The sequence below is a fragment of the Chromatiaceae bacterium genome, assembly GCA_016714645.1.
Classification (GTDB): Bacteria; Pseudomonadota; Gammaproteobacteria; order Chromatiales; family Chromatiaceae; genus M0108.
The window spans coordinates 43218-60949 of the sequence record JADKCI010000006.1 but is presented as its reverse complement, the minus strand read 5'-3'; the positions used below and the strand labels follow the sequence as shown (position 1 = coordinate 60949).

Genomic DNA, 17732 nt, shown 5'->3' with positions numbered 1-17732 from the left:
TTGGCTAGCAGGATCGCCATGACACCCAAACCCAGGCCCCACCTGCTGGTCCTCACCTCGACCTTTCCGCGCTGGCGCGATGATCCGGAACCGCCTTTTGTCTTCGAGCTGAGCCGCCGTTTGACTGCCACCTTCGACATCACCGTCCTGGCGCCGCGCGCCCCGGGCAGCCTGGACCACGAAACCCTGGACGGGCTGAGAGTCATCCGCTTCCCCTACTTCATCCGGCGCTGGGAAAATCTCGCCAGTCACGGCGGCGGCATCCTCAATCGCCTGCGCGCCAACCCGCTCAATTATTTGCTGATCCCGCCTTTCCTGCTCGGCGAGCTATGGGCGCTCACCCGCCTCCTCAGGCAGGAGCCCATCGACCTCATCCACGCCCACTGGCTGATCCCCCAAGGGCTGGTGGCCGTTCTCGCCCGCTGGTTGACCCGCCGCCCGGTCCCACTGGTCTGCACCTCCCATGGCGGCGACCTCTTTGCCCTCCGGGGGGCACTGCTCAGCCGGATCAAGCAGGGGGTGATGAACGCCAGCACCCGAATCAGCGTGGTGAGCGCGGCCATGCGTACGCAGGTCATGGCCATGGGCATCGCCCCCCAGAAGGTGGCCGTCATCCCCATGGGCGTGGATATGCGGCGCCATTTCACCCCAGGCCCGGGGGATGAGCGGCAAGCACATGAACTGCTATTCGTTGGCCGCCTAGTGGAAAAGAAGGGCCTGCCACTCCTGTTGCAGGCCATGCCCGACGTATTGGCGCGGCATCCAAGCACGCGTCTGATCATTGCCGGCGGGGGGCCACTGGATGGGGAACTGAGACGACTGTCCGCCAGGCTCGGCATCGGCGACCAAGTGGACTTCCTGGGCATGGTTGCGCAGTCGGCCCTGCCCCCGCTCTATCGACGCGCCACCCTGTTCGTGGCACCCTTCATGGTCGCCGCCAGCGGCGATCAGGAGGGCTTTCCGTTAGTCCCGCTGGAGGCGATTGGCTGCGGCTGCCCCATCATCTGCGGCGAGGTAGCGGCCTTTGGCGAGGTGATCCGTCACGACGTGGAGGCGCTGCTGGTGCCCCCGGGTCATTCCGCCGCCCTTGCGACGGCCATTATCGCCTTGCTTAATGACCCGCCACGCCGGCAGCGCCTGGCCGCCAATGCCCGCCAACGCTGCCTGGAGGCCTTCGATTGGGTATCCATCGCCGGGCGCTATACGGCCTTGTTGCTCGGCGCCGCTGGGGCGAAGCAGGATTAGCAAGCCGAAGCGGCGAACAGCACGCCCCGGGGGATGGTGGTATCGCCCAAACCACCAGGCCGCCGAGGTCCAAATCGAGCGTGGCCGTTCAGGGGTCCTTCACCGCCACGGCGACGATGCCATCACCCCAATCCATGCGATAGCAGAGGCGTTGCAAGATGGCGAAGGGGCGGTAAACCCCTTCGCTGATCAACGCCAAGGCCTTACTAGCGAGTTGCGGTCTCGTATAACTGCTTTCCAAGCTGCGCTGGGCCAGGCTTTTTTCCGGTTGGTCCGGGACGTGATGAAGCAAACGGTCGGAAAGGCGCCGACTGAGTTCGGTCAACGGATAGCCATAATTGACCAGGCAAGTGGTTTGATAGCCGCATTGCCTAAGCAAGGCGAGCAGATCGGCCCGCTCGTAGCGTCTCAGGTGCCCGACCCGGGCATCCGAAGGCCCATAGTGGCGCTGGTGCGCCGGTACGGACACCATGAGCTTACCGCCTGTTTTGAGGTAACGGCTCCAGTCGGAAAGTGCCCGGTGGTCGTCCTGAATATGCTCCAGCACTTCAAAGGCGAGCAGATAGTCACAAGAGGCCTCGGGGAGCTTATCCAGGGTATCAAGGACCTGGATGCGCTCCCCATAAGCCGCAAGATTGTGGCGCAGATGGTTACGACTAGCGTCATCAAGGTCATAGCACAGGCCCCAATGACCACGCTCAAGAAACAGCCTGGTCATGTAGCCAATACCGGCGCCGACCTCCAGAAATCGACCCTGAGACCAGGATTGGCTTAGGTCAAGCACACAGCTTTGCCGCAAGGCCAGTTTTGGCGAACGCTTAGCCATTTAACCAACCCCGGGAACTTGCCCGGCGATGAAGCCGGCAAGCCGGACCGACTGGTCCGCCCAGCTTGGAATGGGGATCTCTGGCGTCACTGGGTTGGCTAATTGCTGTTGGATGCGCTGATCGAGATCCCCTGGATTCCCGGCGTCATAGAGACAAGCTGGGTAGCCGGCCAGGGTCCGCGCCAGGGCGCCCACCCGGGCGGTCAACAGCGGAGTACCGCAGGCCATGATTTCATAGGCCTTTTGCGGAAAGGCATAGCGCCCGAAGGCGGTATCGATCATGGGCACTAGGGCGAGGTCGAGGGCGCTGAAAAAATAGGGCATCTCGTCATGGGGCAGCCGGCCCAGCCAGTGCAGCCGCGGATGCCGGGGCGGCGGCTGACGCCGAGGCGCATCTCCGGCCAGGACCAGATGCAGCCCTGGGTCCGCGGCACTCAAGCGCGCAAAAGCGGCATAGACCTGGCCGATGCCCCGGTTAGGATGAAGGCTGCCGGAGACCCCCAGTAGCCGCCCCGCCGCAGGCAGGCCCAGCCGTTCGCGCGCGGCGACAGGATCACGGGGGTAGAAGCGACGGGGGTCGATGGTGCTTTCCAGCGTCATCACCGGCACGCCGGGGGCCAAGGTCCGCACATATTCGGTCAACAAGTCACTCACGGCGGTAATGCCCGCCGCCTCGCGCAGGGCCCGCCGATACCAACGGGTCACTCCGGGCAGGCGCCCCAGCCCAAAGGACTCATAGTTGTCATAGAGATCAAGTAGATAGGGGATACCGAGCCGGCGCGCAAGTTGCCGGGTGAGGATGGCATGGGGCGCATCCGACCCACCGAGCAACAAGGCTGGCTGAAACGCCTCTAGCTCCGCTAGCACCGACCGCCAGTAGCCCGGCAGCCCGCCAACCAGCCAAGGCCCCGCCTGATACCCCCGCCACACCAGCGCACCCGGCGGAGGAACCGCATCAACCCGGCATTCCGCCCGGCCAGGATGGTAGTTGAGACACAGGGCCAATACCTCATGCCCCCCTTGCGCCAACCCCTGTGGCAGTTCAAAAAGCCGGGCATAGCGATCCGTGATCACATCCTGGCCCATGTAGCGACGCTTCCACAGCACGGCGATGCGCATGTACAACATTCTCCAAATGGACAGCGGCTAGCGCAGGTGTGGGTCCAGGCAACCGCTAGTACCAGGCTGGCCAGAAACAGGGGCCTCCCGTCTGGGGCGCGAGGCTAGAGAATCTGGACGGGGAGGCATGGCCCCCTGCCACCCGTTGCCGTTCGGCCTGCCCCCAGACCCCTCATTGCACCAGGAAGACCGCGTCGCTGTCGGGCGCATCGAGCAGGCGTTCGGCCCAGGTTTCGAGTTGCGCGGGGGTAGCGGTCCGCAGGCGGATCCGGGTGGCCTCGCTCACAGGGCCAAAGCGGCGGCGCAGCAGGCGTTCGAGGATGGCGGCTTCGCCTTGGGCGATGCCTTCCTCGCGCCCTTCCTCCCGCCCTTCCTCGCGTCCTTCCTCCCGGGCGCCATGCAGTTCGCTGCGCTGGTCGCGCAGGGCGCGCTCGCGCACGAAGGCCAGGCGCTGGGTTTCGGCGTCGGCGCTGAGGCCGCGGATACGCTCTAGGGCTTGTTGCACCGGGGGATAGTCAATTTGTTGCATTCTCTGCTCCTCCTGCCAGTGTTCGAGAAAGGTGACCCAGGCCGCCAGGGCCGGTTCGCCGGCGCCCAGGCGGTCGGCCTTGCGCAGTTCGATTAGGTTTAATTGTAGTTCGTCGCCCAGTTTCAAGGCGGGCTGGTGGCGATCGCGCAGCTCGAAGCACCAGGTCGCCTGCTGCTGGTGGGCGGGGGCGGTGAAGAGGTCGAAGTCGAGCAGATGGATGCCGATGGCGGGCTTGAGCTGGTGATAGTCGTGGCCGCTGTCCAGTTGCTGGGCGAGGGTACGGGCCAGGTAGTAGGCGCTGCGGGCGCTCCAGGCGCGGTAGCGACGGACTTGCATCTCGATGTTGTAGCGGCGGCCCTGGTCATCCTGGGCGAGGAGATCGAGGACGATGTATTTGCCGGTGAGCTCCTCGGGTTCGATGCGGGGGTTGAGGACGGCGACCACCGTGACCGACGGTTCGGTGCCGCGCACGGCGTTGATCAGGGCCGCCAGCAGGGCCGGCGCCGTGGCGAAGAGCTTTTTGAAGACGTAGTCGTTTTTGGGGTCGAGGAGGAGCATGGCGGCCATCCTAGCAGGATTCAGGGTGCCGGGCGTTATGGGGCCAGGATAGGTCACTCGTTGGGCGAATGGTATGACGCGCAGGGGCGCTTGGTTCATCCGACACTCAGCCGCTTGCGGCGATGCGCGAAGGCGGAGAGTATAGTTGCTTGCTCACTTGGCCAAGATAATAAGGGAAATTGTCCTCATGATTTCCAAGCGTGGTGAAGCTGCGGGGCCCGGTGTCCCCCTTACCTCGGGTATGCGGATGAGCCTGGAGGGGCGGCAAGGTTATGCTCGCCCTGGTGGGCGAAGAATTGCGGGTGCGCATCTGGGCCGATACCTGAGCGCGACCTAATTCAGCAACGGTTGACCGCCCCTTACTGGAATCTTACCGCTCGCCAACCGGCCCATGCCAATGCCTCACTACCGCTTCCTCATCCTGGGCGCCGGCCCGACCGGGCTTGGCGCCGCGCTGCGCCTGGGCGAGTTGGGCGAAGCCGACTTCCTGGTCATCGAAGCCGAAGCCGGGCCGGGGGGCCTGGCGGCCTCCTTTCTGGACGACCAGGGCTTTACCTGGGATTTGGGCGGCCATGTCCAGTTTTCGCATTACCAGGCCTTTGACCACTACATGGATCTGGCGCTGGGCGCGGACGGCTGGATTGAGCACCAACGCGAAAGCTGGGTTTGGATGCGGGACCGCTTCATCCCCTATCCCTTGCAGTACAACCTGCACCGCCTGCCGCCCGAGGACCGCTGGCGCTGCGTGGCGGGGCTGCTGGCCCTCGCCGGCCAGGACCCCAACCCCGAGACTCGGCCCGCGCCCCCCCGCGACTTTGACGACTGGATCCTGCGCACCTTCGGCGAGGGCATCGCCGATCTCTTTCTGCGCCCCTACAACTTCAAGGTCTGGGCCTACCCGCCGGCCCTGCTGAACGCCACCTGGGTTGGCGAGCGCGTCGCCGTCCCCGACTTGCCGACGGTCTTGAAGAGCCTGTGTCTCGACCAGGATAACCCGAGCTGGGGGCCGAACAACCGCTTCCGCTTCCCCAATCGTGGCGGCACCGGCGCCATCTGGACGCGACTGGCCCAGCGAATCCCCACCGCCAACCAACACTTTGGCGACGCCGTGGTCGCGCTGGACGCCGCCCACCGCACCCTGACCACCGCCAGCGGCGCGCGCTATGGCTACGATCACCTGATCAGCAGCCTCCCCCTCGACCGCTTGGCGGTCCTCGTGGGCGATGGCGGCCTGATCGCCCAGGCCCAGCGACTCCAGTACTCCAGCGTCCATGTCGTCGGCATCGGCCTGCGCGGCCAGCCGCCCGCGCACCTGCGCACCACATGCTGGATGTATTTCCCCGAGGACGACTGCCCCTTCTACCGGGTCACCGTCTTCAGCAACTACAGCCCCCACAATACCCCGGCACCCGGCACGACCTGGTCGCTGATGGCGGAGGTCTCGGAAAGCCCCCACAAGCCGGTCAACGCGGCGCACCTGGTGGCAGAGGTGATCCGCGGCCTGCGCGCGACCCATCTGCTGGGCCCGGATGCCGATATCCTGTCCCGCTGGCACCGGCGCCTGGAACATGGCTATCCGACACCCTCCCGTGAACGAGATACCATCCTCGCCGACCTGCTCCCCGCCCTGGAGGCGCGCCATATCTACTCACGCGGCCGCTTTGGGGCCTGGCGCTACGAGGTCAGCAACCAGGACCATTCGTTCATGCAGGGGGTCGAGGTTATCGAGCGACTGGTGAACGGACATGCGGAATTGACGCTCACGCGGCCCGACCTAGTGAATGGGCGTCATAACCCTGACCCCTATCCGGAATGGTCAGCGGACGAACCGCAAGGCTGAGCAATGGCGCCGATGCCGAGCGTTTGGCGGACCCGCGTCGCCGGGTCAAGCCCCGCGTCGCCGGGGAGCGAACTGGATCACCTGCCTGATCCGGTTGCGCGCGCCGTCAGCAGCCAACATTAGCCCCACTGCTGCTCGCACCGATGCCTGGGACATGGCTGCCGAAGCCTCCAACCAGCCAGGCAAGCCGCCGTTTGCCTGCGGGCCGAGCAGCGCCGTGCGAGCGATCGACAGCGCGTCGGACCAATCCAGAGGACGACACAGCGGCTCCTGAAAGGACTGCTCATGCCTCAGATCGGCATTGATGCTGAGGACGGCGAGTGCCGTGGCCTCGGACCTGGTCGGCATCATGAGAAACCGCGTCGCGATCCCGATGGCCCAGGCTCGATAGCGCACCGGATCATCCCAGACCGCCTCGCAGTTCACCGCGAGTCTGGCATAGGCGAGCAGGTCCTCCCGAAGCCGCGCCGCGAATGTGAGTTCGGCTGGGCTGCGCGCCTCAGGACCGAGTACGGGCACATAGCGTCGGCCAGCCTCGGAATAGCCGATCGTGCTCCGATCCGTACTCGGGGTGAACAGATGCTCCACCACGACCCGCCGACGCGAGAACACAGATCCCGGCGTTGGGAGCATCGGGAAAGCCGCACCGGCAGTACTAGCGGGCAGATGGTCCTTGGCCAAACCGATGTAGAAGCCCCGCACCCCCCCCGCCTGACGGAGGTCTTGGGCGACGAGTAAACGGCGCAACGCCGCTTGGCAGTTGAGGCTCCAACCCACGTCGACCAGCGCCCAGTCCTGGTCCGCGAGCAGGCCCTCCTGTGCCAGGTAACCGAAGGCGGCACTCCGTGCCACCTCCGCATGACCAGTGAGCGCTCCCCGGACCAACGGGTCCGCAAGCAGCGTATCAAATATGATCATGGCTTGCCCTGGCGCGCTAGGTTTGCTGGCCGTGTCCGGCGGAATCCCGGCATGTGCGAGCAGTTCGCCGATCTGGCCCGCCTCGAGCCCCAAACGTGCCAGCAGGTCGAAAGGGCTGTTGCGTTGACCCGGCGTCACGACCAACCGCCGCCAGAGCGGGTCCCGCGGGTCTGCCGATGGGGCCAGCCAGGCACGCCGGGAGCCATACAGGTACCGGAGCTCCGGGCCGCCAAGGCGCGCGGCGAGGATCTGGGCGACTGCCATCAACACCTCACCATCGCGGGCGACAAAATACAGGCGGCGCACGCCCTGAGCCTTTGCCTCTTGCAGCACCCAGGCAACAAAGGCAGTCAGCAAAGGTCCGGCCACGCTAACCAGAAACCCAATTGGGTCGAGCCCCGGCGGACAATCGCCGGTCGACCCGATCAGCCGTGCCTGGCGGCTGAGGCCGTGCCAGAGCGTAAGGGCTGGGTCCCCGATTGCCCGTCGCAGCGGGCCCGCCCGCTCGTGGCGATTGGCGCGACCGGCCTCGAACGGCATGATCCGCACCCCGAGACGAGCAGGCACGAGGGCGTCCCCAACGGCATCGTCCCCGACATGGGTGATGCGATCCAGCGGGACACCCTCCCGGTCCGCCAGATGCTTAAACAACCGCCCGCTGCGCTTGGTGAGGCCCAGCGCACCGGAGACGTACAGTGGTTCCGCCCCGGTCGCAAGGCCGAGCCTAAGCAACTGTGCCCGAATGAAGTCCGGCGGCAGATACATATCGGAGGAAAAAACGATCCGCTGGCCAGCGGCACGCAGGTCATCAAGGCGCGCACGGTTAGGGCAAACCGCGTACAGACAGTCCTGCTCCAACTCCAATTCTCGCTCGCGCAGAACGGTGACGGAGAGACCGGTCCAACCTGGGAGGCTAAGTTCCCGATAGATGTCGTCGAGGCTCACCGCCTCACGCACACCGCCAAGACGATGCGCCCGCCGTTCCGCAAACACCCGCGCCCACATAACCGTCGCGGCAATGGTATGCCGCCGCCAGGGCGCGAGGTGCGTAGGCAGAAGGGACCACGCCGCCAGAAAAAATAGGTCGCGCGGTCGGGCGACGTTCCGGGACACGCAGGTGTCGTAAACATCGAAGGACCAGACCGCGCTCATCGGTGACTCGCTCCATGCGGCAAGCAGCCTGAGACACAGGCAAGATCCGCGCCCCACAACACCGGTGCACACGGCCTTGGACCGGGCAGAGCACAAGGTGGGAACCGGTTGGTCAGCGCCAACGAGCGGGTATCAATTGTTGTCCGCATCGCGCGCGAGCACCGCCCGATAGAGTGCCAGATGGGCCGCAACCGCCCGCGGCCAGCCGAATTCAGCCGCCGCCTTGGCTGCCACGCCCGCGGACCACTCTCGAAGCTTGGTCTTCGCCCCCAAGAGCGTCGGCATCTCCCGCACCAGTGCCGCCGTATCACCGGTCGGCACCAGCAGGCCATTCTCTAGATGGTCCACCAGTTCAGGTATGCCCCCGGTCGCGAATCCAACGACGGGTGTCCCGCAGGCCATCGCCTCCATCACCGTCAGGGGCTGATTGTCGGCGTAAGAGCAGAACAACAGCAGGTCTGCGGCAGCATAGTAGCGCCCCAGCGCGGCGCGATCCGTGACAAAGCCGGTAAAGAACAGATCCAGATCCGGGAATTCGGCAACGATGGCATCGGCGCGCCGGCCGATCACGATGACTAGCGGGTCGTGTACGCTAGCGGCACGCGCTACCTCCAGGGCCTGCCGGATGCCTTTTCTTGGATCATCCAAATCACCGGAACAGACCGCCAAGACCGGTCGATCCGTGCGCCAGCCAAGGCGTCGCCGGGCGGCGGCCTTGGGCTCCGGACGGAAGGTCTGCAGATCGATACCGTTCGAGATGACCCTGGGTCGCGGAAAGAACCCGCTCCTGGCAGCCATGTCTGCCATCCACTGGGACGGTGCGATGGGGACGAAGCTCGCGCCGAGGGCGAATCGCCGCTTCTGCCTGAGCAGGCTTGCGGTGAAATCGAACGCCCCCACAAGTGGCCACTGACCCCACTCAGGACACCGCCCGCAGCAAGCCCGATACCGTTCACACCCGATTGGATTCAGGCAACCGCCAGTGAACGGGGAGCAGTCATGCAGCGTCCACACCAGGGGCCGATGGCGAGCCAGCCACCCGAGGGTTTGCACTGCGACGGTATTGGTGATGTCGTGTGCGTGGATGACATCCGCCGACAGCAGCCCTGCCAAGGCCGGATTCAGCCGCTCAACGGCCAGCAATTCCGGTGCGCCCGCGTTGCGCAACACCAAATGCCCCAGACGAATCAGGATATCGATCGCGCGGCACTCGCCATAGAGCTTGCGAACAGGGTGGCCTACCTCATCGTAACACCGACCCACCCAATGTTCCGCCGTGCGGCCCGCGGCGAGCAGATGATCGACAAGCTCACTCGCGATCCGCGACGCACCGCCGCCGCGTTCATCAGCCTTTGAAAGAACAGCGATTTTCATGGCTGCTGGCTATCCCGCAGCAGCTTGCCGGTTGCGGACCTGGAGTGCGGGCATCTGATACATCTTGAAGAAAACATCCAAGTTGCCCCGCGCACGATCAATCCAGTCCAACCCAATGCGCCAGACAATCGCGCCACCGGTCCAACTCATGCCGGAAAACCCCGATTGACGACAGCGCGCCACAGACGAAAAAGCCTGCCGAAGACAACGTGACTGCGCAGGCGCTTCAGTACCATCATCTGGTCTTGGAGCAAGCCTACTGCCGCGATCAGCTCCTCGCGGAGCGCGGGGTCCGCCTGCGCAGCGCAGGCCGTGGAATAGATCCATTCGGAAAGCTCGGCCATCGCCCGGTCGCGGTGAGGGCCATACGGCGCGGTCTTGGACTCGGCGTGATGCCGAAACCGCGACAGGAAGTCAGAAATGATCAGGGGCTTTGCCAACCGGTAAAAACGAAACCACAGGTCTGTATCCATGCAGTAGTGTAAGTGTTCATTCACTGGCCCCACGCGCCGCTGCATGCGCTGGTTCCAAAAGATCGATGGCTGCATGATCGCTAGAGAATGCCAGGCCAGGAAGTTGAACATGCCGAACGTGTCCGGGGCCGGCACGCGCCGAAGAAATGGCCCCCGTTCATTCAGAAACTCCGCCGCACCAACCAACCATGCGGGCTGTTCCAGCAACAGACTGCGCACCACGATTTGAAGCGCCCCAGGAAGCAGGATGTCGTCGGAACACAACCACGCATAGATATCCCCCGAGCAGCGGGCAAAGCCCTTGTTCAGCGCGTGACTCTGCCCCCGATCCGGCTCGCAGACCGCATCATGCAACCAGGGCCCATAGCGCCCGATGATGTCGCAGGACTTATCCGTGCTACCTCCGTCAATTACAACATATTCAAGATTAGGGTAATTCTGGAGCAGGACCGAACGGATGGTTTCTTCTATGTAGGATCCTTGATTGTAAGACGGTGTAACGATACTTATACGCGGCCACTTAGAATCGTTCGGCATCTGCTGTGCTAATGGCTTGGACTCTTTGGTCCAAGGCCAGCCTTTCCTTCCGCTCGGCGGAGGTGGGAGTTCCTCAAGCATTGTTTTGCAACCAGAGTGACTGAAAATCGCACTACCGCCGTTTCCGGGCCACCTTGCTCAGGACCGCGCGACGCACATCATCACCCAGCCAGCCGTTCTCCCGGTGGATGATCATATCGGGCAGTCCGCCGATGTCGAGGGCGACCACGGGCGCGCGTCAGTGCCCGTTGCCTGGCCCAAACAGGTCCTCAAGACTGGCCGCGTCCAAGAGGCGCAAGCCCCATGCCTGTAACTGTTCCGGCCGCGCGCCCTGCAAGCGCGCTTCGAGGTCTTCTGGCAAGGCCCCGAAGCTTGCTGGATCTGCAACCGCAACAGTTGGGACTGGCCTTTGCCGATGCCTTGCTCCATCCCCCGCATCATCCCCTTTTCCATCCCGCGGCGGCTGAAGATTCGTTCAAAGCTGCTGACGTAGCGCATCTGTTTCTCCTCATCAAACTGTTGAACTGCGGCCCACAATTGGTCTTCCAGTCCTTCGGGAAGGGTCAATACCCAGTCAATGAAGCGGAGCAGTTCCAGAATCTCCGCTCGCTGATAGCCGCGCCGATAAAGGCTGTGAATCAGTGCGATCCGTGGTCGGTTGATGCCGTGGACGCTCGGGCTCGACCTGCGGGCAATAGCGGGTTGGGGGGTGATCTTTGCGGACCCCAGTTTACGCCACCAGAGTGTAATGGAGTAACCCACGATATCTGATCCAAAAAATAATTTGGAGCACAACACCCTCAAACGCGCTAATGGTCGCGTGATGTTGCGGGTGAAAGGACCGCAGCGAGTGCCCGACGGAGGGGGCGACTGAATAGGATCAGCGGGCTTAAATAGATAGCTTTGAGAAGCGTCCCCCAGCGGGCGCATTCGGGGGGCGGGGAGGCTATCCCAATCAGTGGTTCGAGCACCTTGATCGCGCGACGGGTTCTACTGCCGACCCGCCATAACAATTTGCGCAAAATGGCCGGGGAACTGAGCAGGAACTCTTGGGACAGGAGGCCACGCAGCAGGGTCCATACGGTCGAATTCACTGGCGCATCAACAAACGGCACGCCCACGGCCGTGGCGATGTTGCACAATCTGTCCAGGTAGGGGAGAAAGATGGTTGGTATCGCAGCGGACGGAATATCATAAATGACGGGTGAGGGGCGGATTACCCGCCTAGACATTATCCGCAGCCCATGGAAGTGGAAAAAGATCAGCGCGCCATCGTTCACCAGCAGCGAATCCGGCCCACTCGCCAGGGTCCGGGCAGTCAAATTCCAGGGTGCAAGCCCAGCACCGGGATGCTGGGTAACACGGACGTTCGAAAATCGTGCCGGCCAATCATCGAGATACTTTTGGTCGCCGAATCGGCCTTGCTCCATGCGCGCATAACACCATTCATTGCAGCGGTCCCGCCACCAGCGCAGGCATGTCAGACCCTCATGGTCGGAACGGAAACTCAGCAGACTGACATTGTAGATACCCGCGGCATCGGCGAGGTGGACGTATTCTGAGGCATAGCCATGCGGCACGATCAAAATTGAGCTATCACCGAGTTCCTCAACGATTGGTTGCGGATCGCTGAAAAAAAGGAGATCGGCATCAAGGTAGGTGATGACATCGATGCCCGGGTCCTGGCGCAATACATAGAGGAGCAGGGAGGGTGTGCAGGTCCAGTAATACTCTACGGCGCTGCGATTGGCGCGGGCAGCAGCCAATTCCGTATCGCCAGCCTCGAAATCGGCCCGCGGGATCAAACACATACCTTCCAGGGCCAGGCGATTCAGGATGGCGTAGGATTCATCGTCGAAGCAAAGGGTCCACAGGGTAAACGGCCGCCGACAATTTGCACGCAGCGACTCATATAGCGCCAAGCCCCGCGTGAGGTAGTTACGGTCAAAATAGGTACAGAAGTGGTATGGAGGGCCAGTCACTGGAAGCTGTTGGGTCACTTTGCTGCCCCGTCGATAGCCACCGAAAATCGTAACAATGCGTCATTGATGCTCGCCACCTCGGAATCGCCCAACTCGGGGTAAATGGGCAGACTCAGCACCTCCCGAGCCGCGCGCTCGCTCTCGGGTAGGGCACCGTGGGTTGTGATGCCCGCGTACGCCGGTTGGCGATGGACCGGCGCCGGATAATGGACCAATGTGCCGATGCCCGCCGCACGGAGAGCGGCCTGGAGTGCGTCGCGGGCGGCCGAACGGATCACGAACTGGTGGTAGACGTGTTCCACGGCATCGGCGGCGGTGGGCAGGGTCAATGGTGTCCGCGCCAAAGCTGATTGATAGGTCGCGGCGATCTTCCGGCGTCGGCGATTATTCGCATCAAGGGCGACCAGCTTGACCCGCAATACTGCCGCCTGGATCTCGTCGAGCCGGGAGTTAACCCCCGTCTCGGCGCTGATGTATCGCTCGCGCCAGCCGTATTGCCGCAATTCCCGCACCCGCTGGGCCAGACCGGCGTCTGCGGTAGCAATGGCACCGCCATCGCCGAGGGCGCCTAAGTTCTTGGTTGGATAGAAGCTGAAAGCCGCCGCGTGTCCCCAGGTGCCCACCGTCCGACCGCCGAGCCGGGCGCCATGGGCCTGGGCGCAGTCTTCGACGACCTGCAGGTCATGACATGCGGCAATGCTGACAATGGCGGGCATATTTGCCGGATGTCCGTAGAGGTGGACCGGCACCACCGCTGCGGGACCGGTGCCCCGGTGTGCCTGTACCGCCGCCTCTAGGGCCGCGGGGGCGATGGTGAAGGTAACGGGGTCGATATCCACCAATACCGGCGTTGCCCCAGTGCGGGCGATGGCCGCAACGGTGGCCACTGCGGTGTGGGAGACGGTAAAGACGACCCCCCCGGCACCGATACCGCAGGCCCGCAGTGCCAATTCCAGGGCATCCGTCCCGCTGGCGACGCCGACGGCATGGGGCAGACCCAGCCAGGCGGCGAATTCCGCTTCGAAGGCCTCCACCTCGGGTCCCAAAACATACCAACCACTGTCTAACGTGCGCGCAACGGCGGCGTCGATGGCCTCCCGTTGGCTGAGATAACTGGCTTTTGGGTTGGACTGAGGGATCATTACGGGGGGTCTAAAGGTACTGTGGCAGATGGTCGCGATAGAAAGCGAGGGTGCGGGCCAGGCCGTCCGCCAGACCAACCTGCGGTGCCCAGCCAAGCTCGGCGCGAATCAGTGCATCATCGGCATAGTAGTCCCCAATGTCGATGCGCTTGCGCTCCGCCGGGAACTCACGGGCGACAAATTCCCCGCCGCCGTGGGCCGCCAAGGAGAGTTCTGCCAGTTCGGTCAGGCTCACCACCCGATCACCACCCAGATTGTAGACCTTGCCATTAGCCGCATCGTCAGTCGCCGAAAGTAACAGCGCATCCACCACGTCATCGACATAGGTGAAATCGCGCAACTGCTCCCCGCCCCAAACCTCAAAGGGCTTGCCTTCTATCAACAGGCGCACCCATATACCGAGAAAGGTCTGACGGGCATCCTTGACCCGCATGCGGGGGCCGTAGGTATTGGTCAGGCGCAGCGAGCAGCCATGGATGCCGTAGACGTTGTTATAGAGAATGTGATACCACTCCCCGGCCATCTTGTTGATGCCATTCACGTCCACCGGGCGCAGCAGATGCTTCTCATCCACCGGCAGATAGTCCGGCTTGCCGTAGAGTTGCCGGGTACTCGCGAACACCAGCTTGATGGCCGGGTTGTGGTGGCGGCACGCCTCCAGAATGGATAGTTGCGCCCGTGCGTTGATCTCCAGGTCCGTAAAAGGGTCGTGCATGGAGTCGATATGGCTGGTCTGTCCGGCAAGATTGAACAGCACGTCCTGCCCCTGCACCAGATATTTCATGCTGTAGGGGTCGCGCACATCCGAGATATTCACCCGCACCTGATCCGCGATGCCGGCGATATTGAACAGGTTGCCGCCATATTCCGGGTTCAGGCTGTCTACGAGCGTCACCCGTGCGCCAAGCCCGACCAGCCGGTGGGCCAGGGTCGAGCCGATGAAGCCGAGGCCGCCGGTGATCAGGACATTACGGTCGGTCCAAGTCGCTGATTGGGTCATCATCCAAATTCCTGTTCAAGGTGCTCGAAAAGGTCAACGATACTCAAGGGTTTGCCGGGGATGATCGATTGATCTCCACCGACGAGCGCGAGGGGTCGCACTGCATTTCGGCGCGTTCCTGGGCAAAAGACCGCGACGGCGCAAATTTCTTGTGTGACCGGTGTCGGGCCGCTCAGGCGCCTTCGGTTCTGGCCTCCACAAAAAAATGAGGTCAGGCTTGACCACCGTGCCATCCTGGCAAGTATCCAGATGATACGCCTGCCAGTTCGGGATGGCGCTGGTTGCTGCCTCCAGCGGCATCGGGTCCACAAAACCCGCCTCGCGGAGCAGGCGCGCGAGGGAGAAACGATCGTACATCCATTGATGAACTTCACCGCCGAGCCGGAACTGGCCGATGTCCAAGGCCTGTAGACCCCCTTCACCGAGCAACAGCGCAAGCAGTCGGCGCTTGATGGCGTGCGGTGTGCGGGTGACGAGTCTCGCCACATCGGCGAGCAGCCCGCGCGGCGCATCCCCCGCAAGCACCCGCCGCGCGACCAGCGCATGCCCTTCCTCGCCAATCCGCTCAAAAACAAAGGCCGGGTTAGGCAGAGGGTCCCGCCGCAGCCAGTCGGCCATCGCACCGCCCGAGCGCTCCCGAACCATTTGGTCGAACAGTTCGAGCATCATCCAATCATAATCACAGGTGGCATTGGCGTCCCCCCAACGGCGGCCCCGAGCTTATTGAGATACAGCCGGCAGAGGAGTTCCAGGTCCGGGACCCCGACGCGGAGGATGCCGCCAGGCCCTAGCACCCGCCGGCACTCCGCGAGCAGGCCCAGGGCATCGACGGGACGGAAATGCTCGAGCACCGCGGCATGATAGACCACCGCGCAATGGCGATCCGGCAACGGAATTCCCTGGCTGAGATTGACGCGGATCACCCGAGGGTCTGCGGGTGCCACGTCCATGTTGATCCAATCCGGATGGAAACGGCTGCCGCAGCCTAGGTTGAGCAAGGGGCCGGGCGTCATGACGGCGAATCCATAGGGGCACCCCCGCTGACCGGTGCACTGGCGCGCCGGGTTGCGATGAGGCCACGGTAGGCGAATGGCACGGGTCCCGGCAGACGATCAGGACAATCGAACCCGGCCAACTCGTCCCAATGCAGGCTCAGGATAGAGCGAAACCGCATTTCAGCGAAGAGCCAACTCGGGTAACTGGCGGGGTAGATTTCGGGTGGGACATGCTGGACACACAGGCGATCAAAACTGCCGGCCCAAAACGGTGTGCGGTCGATGATCAGGTCCGCAGTCGTCAACTGCTGCAGTTCATCGAGCAGGTCGTATGGCTGCTCCAGGTATTGCAACACGCCACTCAAGACGATGACGTTCGGGGCCTGTTCGGCAACGCACGCCCGCACCGAAGGGTAGAACCGGAGGGTCTCATCGGCAAACTCGCGCTGGCCGACGGCCACATAGGCTGGTTGTTCCACCACGTTCCACCGTACCGAGGGCAGCCGGCGCAACAAGTCCCGATTCTGAAACCAGGTGCTTCCCAGTGAGCCCCCGAAGTCCAGCACTACGAGCTTGCCCCCATGCCGGGCCGCAGCCCACGTCAGGCCCGCGAGCAATGGCCAGGCGTAGTGAATCTCGTCGAAGAGCACGGAGTCGCGCTCATAGACCGCCTCGCCCTGTTTGACCCGCGACAGAGCCGCGCGGGTCCGCTCCAGAATCACCGCGGCATCGTAACCTGTGCTGTCGGCGACGGCCGCCTCCCAGGAGGGACAATCCCCGGTGAGTTGCAGTCGCTCTCCCCAGGCGTGTCCAGACAACATCGCGCCAAGGCCCGAGCGCCGCCAAGCCCGCAATGCCTGCCATAGGATTGGCGGGGCCAGCGCCTGGACCGCGCGCCGCGGACTCACATCTGCCAACGCAGCACCGGCGGTGACACTGCGCACCTTGCGTTGACCAAAACGCACCAACCTTCGGACAAGCGTGGGTGGTGGTCCCACCGCCGGTGCGGGAAAAGCGCGCTGATGGAGGTGCGCGCAGGACGGATGCTCAACCGGTGTCGGCCAATCGATGGGAATCGGCGGGCAGGCGCGCAGCGGCGGATTCGCCCATCTCTCAGCACTGCTCGCGTTGGTCGCCCGCGCGTCAAAGCCGATGTGTTCCACCATGCTCCAGGGCGGCCGCAGGCACAGCCCCCGCTGGCGGATATGGTGGTACAGCCAGCGCACTGCCCAAATGTTGAGACGGCTCTCGGCCTCGGCCATGGCAGGAAGGTCGCCGCCATAGGCATCGCGCTCACATCCCTGGCGCTCCGCCGTCATCATCATCTCAAAGGCTGTCTGATCGTTCATGCCTGACCAAGCCCGCGCCCAAGTGCCCCAGACCAGGCATTCGGCGCGGCCATCAAAATAGCATTGATCCTCCACGTCCGTTGGAGTCACCTGCGGATGTGTCCACCCAGTCACACTCATCACTTGCGGGGTATCCCGGTAATGGGTGAGAGCGGACGACAAATATTGGTAGGTGCCGGGAACGCAGATCAAATCGTCCTCGAAAACTAGACAAGCATCGTGATGGCTGAGCACCTCGGTAACACCAGCAAGGATTGACCGTCCAAGCCCGTGGTTCTCCGCTCGCTCATAGATCGTCATCTCGCACCAGTCCACCTTGCGCAGTAAGTTTCGTACTTCCCCCACTCTCACCGCTTCTCCGGCATTTCGTGGGCCATCACAAAAAGCATAAAGAATAGGAATATGATTATCATGAAGACAAGCAAGGGTACGCCGCAAGTGATCTGGGCGGGAATGAGCAAAGACTATGACAGGAATATTCACCAATGGACCTAACCTGCGGTATGTTATGGTATATAAGCCTATACGTAAGAGAGTCGATTCACGCGAATGAGGTGAAAGTGGCTGGCCCCTTCTATAGTGATTCCGATTGAGGCGCGGCTGGCAATTTCTTAACGAATGTTCTCGGTCCGCCTGTCCAGACAGAATATGGAGTACGCAAAAGCCATTACAAATGTTAGCGTAATTAGACTG

General features: G+C 63.1%; 15 protein-coding genes. 3 read left to right on the top strand and 12 right to left on the bottom strand.

What is annotated here, in order from left to right:
• The first annotated feature begins 18 nt into the window (after window positions 1–18).
• Complete coding sequence (locus IPN92_19900) at window positions 19–1245, top strand: glycosyltransferase (protein ID MBK8640434.1); 1227 nt, start codon at window positions 19–21, stop codon at window positions 1243–1245.
• Window positions 1246–1333: 88 nt separating this feature from the next.
• Here IPN92_19900 and IPN92_19895 read toward each other — a convergent pair whose 3' ends face one another.
• The 3 genes from IPN92_19895 to IPN92_19885 all read right to left on the bottom strand — a co-directional run bounded on the left by IPN92_19895 (window position 1334) and on the right by IPN92_19885 (window position 4277).
• Entirely contained in the window at window positions 1334–2071 is a 738-nt protein-coding gene (locus IPN92_19895) for a class I SAM-dependent methyltransferase (GenBank protein ID MBK8640433.1), read from the bottom strand.
• Window positions 2072–3190: a glycosyltransferase family 4 protein gene (locus IPN92_19890; GenBank protein ID MBK8640432.1), complete on the bottom strand. Its 1119-nt coding sequence runs from the start codon at window positions 3188–3190 to the stop codon at window positions 2072–2074.
• Window positions 3191–3362: 172 nt separating this feature from the next.
• Window positions 3363–4277 (bottom strand): Rpn family recombination-promoting nuclease/putative transposase, encoded by a 915-nt coding sequence (locus IPN92_19885; GenBank protein MBK8640431.1) that lies wholly within the window; start codon window positions 4275–4277, stop codon window positions 3363–3365.
• Window positions 4278–4668: 391 nt separating this feature from the next.
• Here IPN92_19885 and IPN92_19880 point away from each other — a divergent pair, with 391 nt between their 5' ends.
• On the top strand, window positions 4669–6117 hold the full coding sequence (locus IPN92_19880; GenBank protein ID MBK8640430.1) for an FAD-dependent oxidoreductase: 1449 nt from the start codon (window positions 4669–4671) through the stop codon (window positions 6115–6117).
• 45 nt (window positions 6118–6162) lie between these two features.
• Here the strand turns inward: IPN92_19880 and IPN92_19875 are convergent, their stop codons facing one another.
• The 3 genes from IPN92_19875 to IPN92_19865 form a co-directional block, all read right to left on the bottom strand.
• Window positions 6163–8187 carry a hypothetical protein gene (locus IPN92_19875; GenBank protein MBK8640429.1) on the bottom strand — a complete coding sequence of 675 codons (2025 nt, stop codon included), beginning with the start codon at window positions 8185–8187 and terminating at the stop codon, window positions 6163–6165.
• Between the two features lie 132 nt (window positions 8188–8319).
• Entirely contained in the window at window positions 8320–9561 is a 1242-nt protein-coding gene (locus tag IPN92_19870; protein ID MBK8640428.1) for a glycosyltransferase, read from the bottom strand.
• A 146-nt stretch (window positions 9562–9707) separates the two neighbouring features.
• Entirely contained in the window at window positions 9708–10652 is a 945-nt protein-coding gene (locus IPN92_19865; protein ID MBK8640427.1) for a glycosyltransferase, read from the bottom strand.
• A 291-nt stretch (window positions 10653–10943) separates the two neighbouring features.
• On the opposite strand from IPN92_19865, the gene IPN92_19860 reads away from it, so the two are divergent.
• On the top strand, window positions 10944–11342 hold the full coding sequence (locus IPN92_19860) for a hypothetical protein (GenBank protein ID MBK8640426.1): 399 nt from the start codon (window positions 10944–10946) through the stop codon (window positions 11340–11342).
• Window positions 11343–11380: 38 nt separating this feature from the next.
• On the opposite strand, the gene IPN92_19855 is transcribed toward IPN92_19860, so the two are convergent.
• Genes IPN92_19855 through IPN92_19830 form a run of 6 tightly spaced genes read right to left on the bottom strand, consistent with a single transcriptional unit; the run spans window position 11381 to window position 17339 of the window.
• Window positions 11381–12571 (bottom strand): hypothetical protein, encoded by a 1191-nt coding sequence (locus IPN92_19855; GenBank protein MBK8640425.1) that lies wholly within the window; start codon window positions 12569–12571, stop codon window positions 11381–11383.
• Complete coding sequence (locus IPN92_19850; GenBank protein ID MBK8640424.1) at window positions 12568–13695, bottom strand: DegT/DnrJ/EryC1/StrS family aminotransferase; 1128 nt, start codon at window positions 13693–13695, stop codon at window positions 12568–12570. Before IPN92_19850 ends, IPN92_19855 begins: the two co-directional genes overlap by 4 nt.
• Window positions 13696–13705: 10 nt before the next feature.
• Complete coding sequence (locus tag IPN92_19845) at window positions 13706–14695, bottom strand: NAD-dependent epimerase/dehydratase family protein (GenBank protein MBK8640423.1); 990 nt, start codon at window positions 14693–14695, stop codon at window positions 13706–13708.
• A 33-nt stretch (window positions 14696–14728) separates the two neighbouring features.
• Window positions 14729–15364, bottom strand: a complete 636-nt coding sequence (locus IPN92_19840) for a methyltransferase type 11 (protein MBK8640422.1) — start codon at window positions 15362–15364, stop codon at window positions 14729–14731.
• Window positions 15361–15708 carry a methyltransferase domain-containing protein gene (locus tag IPN92_19835; GenBank protein ID MBK8640421.1) on the bottom strand — a complete coding sequence of 116 codons (348 nt, stop codon included), beginning with the start codon at window positions 15706–15708 and terminating at the stop codon, window positions 15361–15363. The genes IPN92_19840 and IPN92_19835 overlap by 4 nt, the downstream gene beginning before the upstream one ends.
• Window positions 15705–17339 carry a methyltransferase, TIGR04325 family gene (locus IPN92_19830; protein MBK8640420.1) on the bottom strand — a complete coding sequence of 545 codons (1635 nt, stop codon included), beginning with the start codon at window positions 17337–17339 and terminating at the stop codon, window positions 15705–15707. The genes IPN92_19835 and IPN92_19830 overlap by 4 nt, the downstream gene beginning before the upstream one ends.
• Window positions 17340–17732 lie beyond the last annotated feature (393 nt).

Bases quoted from the DNA above. Each gene is read 5' to 3' on its own strand.
- IPN92_19900 (MBK8640434.1), top strand. From the start codon at position 19: ATGACACCCAAACCCAGGCCCCACCTGCTGGTCCTCACCTCGACCTTT.
- IPN92_19895 (MBK8640433.1), bottom strand. From the start codon at position 2,071: ATGGCTAAGCGTTCGCCAAAACTGGCCTTGCGGCAAAGCTGTGTGCTT.
- IPN92_19890 (MBK8640432.1), bottom strand. From the start codon at position 3,190: ATGCGCATCGCCGTGCTGTGGAAGCGTCGCTACATGGGCCAGGATGTG.
- IPN92_19885 (MBK8640431.1), bottom strand. From the start codon at position 4,277: ATGCTCCTCCTCGACCCCAAAAACGACTACGTCTTCAAAAAGCTCTTC.
- IPN92_19880 (MBK8640430.1), top strand. From the start codon at position 4,669: ATGCCAATGCCTCACTACCGCTTCCTCATCCTGGGCGCCGGCCCGACC.
- IPN92_19875 (MBK8640429.1), bottom strand. From the start codon at position 8,187: ATGAGCGCGGTCTGGTCCTTCGATGTTTACGACACCTGCGTGTCCCGG.
- IPN92_19870 (MBK8640428.1), bottom strand. From the start codon at position 9,561: ATGAAAATCGCTGTTCTTTCAAAGGCTGATGAACGCGGCGGCGGTGCG.
- IPN92_19865 (MBK8640427.1), bottom strand. From the start codon at position 10,652: ATGCTTGAGGAACTCCCACCTCCGCCGAGCGGAAGGAAAGGCTGGCCT.
- IPN92_19850 (MBK8640424.1), bottom strand. From the start codon at position 13,695: ATGATCCCTCAGTCCAACCCAAAAGCCAGTTATCTCAGCCAACGGGAG.
- IPN92_19845 (MBK8640423.1), bottom strand. From the start codon at position 14,695: ATGACCCAATCAGCGACTTGGACCGACCGTAATGTCCTGATCACCGGC.
- IPN92_19840 (MBK8640422.1), bottom strand. From the start codon at position 15,364: ATGATGCTCGAACTGTTCGACCAAATGGTTCGGGAGCGCTCGGGCGGT.
- IPN92_19835 (MBK8640421.1), bottom strand. From the start codon at position 15,708: ATGACGCCCGGCCCCTTGCTCAACCTAGGCTGCGGCAGCCGTTTCCAT.
- IPN92_19830 (MBK8640420.1), bottom strand. From the start codon at position 17,339: ATGACGATCTATGAGCGAGCGGAGAACCACGGGCTTGGACGGTCAATC.